Raw genomic sequence first — 3,110 nt, forward strand, 5'->3', positions numbered from 1 at the left:
AGCGGTGGGTCAGTCAACAACTATGTGACTGAAACACTGTATTCGCGAGCAAGCCCGCTCCCACACAAGCCAGCTCCCACATTTTTTTGTACTCGATCAAGCCCCCAAACGCGCCGTCACTTCATTCAACTCCCCCGACAAGCCCCGCAAGTTCAGACTCGCCGCTTCCGTACGCTGCACGTTATCCATATTGGCCGTCGCCACCGTGGTGATCTGCGTGATGTTGCGCGAAATATCCTCGGCCACCGACGTCTGCTCCTCGGCCGCCGTCGCGATCTGCCGGTTCATGTCGCGGATCGCCTCCACCGCCTCGGTGATATGCGCCAGCATGGCGCCCGCCTGGGTCACCTTCTCGACACTTTCATCGCTGCACGACTGGCCGCTGACAATCGCCTCGGCCGCATCCACCGCGCCGGTTTGCACCGCGTGGATAATCTGGTTGATCTCGATGATCGACGCCGCCGTGCGCTGCGCCAGCGAGCGCACTTCATCAGCCACCACCGCAAAACCACGGCCCGCTTCGCCTGCACGTGCCGCTTCAATCGCCGCGTTCAGCGCCAGCAGGTTGGTCTGCTCGGCAATCGCACGGATCACTTCCAGCACCTTGCCGATGCGCACGCTGTCGGTTTCCAACTGACGGATGATGGTGCCGGTGTTGAGGATTTCTTTGCGCATCTGGCCGATGGTGGCGATGGTGATTTTCATCACTTCACCCCCTTCGCGGGCCGAGTGATCCGCCTCATCGGCGGCGCGTGACGCGCTGGCGGCGTGGCGGGCGACTTCCTGGGCCGTGGCCGACATTTCGGTCATCGCCGTGGCCACCTGGTCGGTGCGGTTGAACTGCTCGTGGGTGCCGGCGCTCATCTGCCCGGCAATCGAATTCAACTCGCCGCTGGCGCTGACCAGGTCGGTAGCGCTGCGCTGCAAACGGCTGAAGGTTTCGGCGAGGAAGTCGCGCAAGGTATTGGCAGCGGCGGCCAGGTGCCCGAGTTCATCCTGCCGACGGCTGGCAACACGCTCGGCAAAGCGGCCGTGACTCAGTTGGGTCACGTAGTCGATCAGGCCGCGAATCGGCAGGATCAGGTTGCGGTTTATCAGCCACAGGCTGAACAGGCCAATCAACACACCCGACAGCAGCATGATCGCCAGGCCGACGATCACGGTACGCTCGGCGTAGGCACTGATGACCAGGGATTGTTTCGCCCCTTGTTCACGCAGGTCGCTGACCAGCGCGCTCATCTGATCGCTGGCGGCGCGGTCCACGCCTTTGACGGCAGCGTCGCCGGCGGTCGCATCACGGCCAGCGGCCACATAGGCGTCGCGGCCTTTCTGGTAGGCCACGCCGAGTTGCTGGTGCTCCTCGCGCAGGGCTTCGATGCGTCGGCTCAAGGTGGCATCGTCATGGGTCTGGGCGACCAGGCGGGTGAGGATGCCTTGCACATCGCGCTGGCGGTCCTGGAACTGGCCCCAGTATTTCTCCATGTCTTGTGGCTGCTTGCCGCGCAGCAGGACGTTTTTCCATTCCTGCACCTGGACCTTGAATTGCAGGTTGGCCTCGTCGATCAACTGTGAGGTCTGCAATGGCCCGTCGATCAAACTGCGATAACTCTGCACCCCGTTGGACAGGAAGTTGAAACAGGCCAGGGCGATCAACAGCATCGCCAGCAGGCTGCCACCGAGCAACGACAGGATTTGTGCTCTCAAGGAGGTACGCAAAACATTCATCGGGGTAAAGCCTCGATACAGGGAATTGGTGCATGCACGCCATAACATCCCTGTCATCAAAGGCACCGCCCATCCACAGCGGTTCTACCCGCTTGAATCGGCCGCGCCAGACGCTTCTTGAACGCTTCCTGACAAATGGTCAAATTAATGTCACAGCGGCGAAATAATTAGAAAACTGTCACAAAACTGTCAAATCCCCTTGCAATGATTCGCCTACGCGAACCTGTGAAACGTCCGACAGGCCCTTTGTCTGCGAGCCGCCATGAACCACAGCATTGACCACAGCCACCAGGACCCCGATCTGTTTGGCTTGCTTTACGGTTTCCGTTTTCGCCCCGGCGAAAAGGGCGAGCAGATAGATTCGGCCACGGCCTTGCGGGCCTTGCAGCAACCGGCCGACCCGGAAGAATTCTTGTGGCTGCACCTGAACCTGGCCCACGCCGCGTGCGAGCGCTGGATGCAGACCCACCTGGAATTGCCGGAAGAATTCTTCGAAGCACTGCACGAAGGCTCGCGCTCCACCCGTATCGAACACGTGGACTCGGCCTTGCTGGCGGTGGTCAACGACGTGGTGTTCAACTTCAGCAGCATGGTCTCTTCGGATATTTCCACCCTGTGGGTCTGCGCCCGCAGCCGCCTGCTGGTCAGCGCGCGCCTGCAACCGCTGCACTCGGTGGACAAGCTGCGCTCGTCGGTGAAGGCCGGTGAACGCTTCCGCTCACCGCTGGAACTGCTCGTGCATTTACTGCGCGACCAGGGCGAAGTGCTGACCCAGATCGTGCGCAAGACCAGCATCAGCGTCGACCATATCGAAGACCAGTTGCTGTCTTCACGCCTGTCCACCAACCGCGCCGAACTGGGCGCCGCCCGCCGCGTGCTGGTACGCCTGCAACGCCTGCTCGCGCTGGAACCGGGCTCGCTGCTGCGCCTGCTCAACCGCCCGCCGCAATGGCTGCAAAAGGAAGACGTGAAGGAGCTGCGCAAATCCACCGAGGAGTTCGCACTTATCATCAACGACCTGATGGCCCTCGGCGAGCGCATCAAGCTGTTGCAGGAAGAAATCGCCGCCAACCTCAACGAGCAGAGCAACCGCACGCTGTTTACCCTCACGGTGGTGACGGTGCTGGCGTTGCCGATCAATATCATTGCCGGTTTTTTTGGCATGAACGTGGGTGGCGTGCCGCTTTCCACGGACCCGGAGGGGTTTTGGATTCTGGTGGCGTTGGTAGCGACGTTTACCTTGATTGCCGGTCGTTGGGCTTTCCGCAAGCGCAAAGACTACTGAACTGGAATGCAGTTAGAAATGTGGGAGCGGGCTTGTGTGGGAGCGGGCTTGCTCGCGAATACGGTGGACCAGCTTGCACATGTATTGGCTGACCCACCGC

At 61.0% G+C, this 3,110-nt stretch carries 2 protein-coding genes; one reads left to right on the plus strand and one right to left on the minus strand.

Features of this window, described 5'->3' with window-relative positions:
• Nucleotides 1–96 precede the first annotated feature (96 nt).
• Entirely contained in the window at nucleotides 97–1,725 is a 1,629-nt protein-coding gene (locus NUV89_RS28785) for a methyl-accepting chemotaxis protein (protein ID WP_257783989.1), read from the minus strand.
• 262 nt (nucleotides 1,726–1,987) lie between these two features.
• Here NUV89_RS28785 and NUV89_RS28790 point away from each other — a divergent pair, with 262 nt between their 5' ends.
• Nucleotides 1,988–3,010: a transporter gene (locus tag NUV89_RS28790; protein ID WP_017737099.1), complete on the plus strand. Its 1,023-nt coding sequence runs from the start codon at nucleotides 1,988–1,990 to the stop codon at nucleotides 3,008–3,010.
• Nucleotides 3,011–3,110 lie beyond the last annotated feature (100 nt).

The sequence above is a fragment of the Pseudomonas sp. 18.1.10 genome, from assembly GCF_024655625.1.
In the GTDB taxonomy this organism is placed as follows: domain Bacteria; phylum Pseudomonadota; class Gammaproteobacteria; order Pseudomonadales; family Pseudomonadaceae; genus Aquipseudomonas.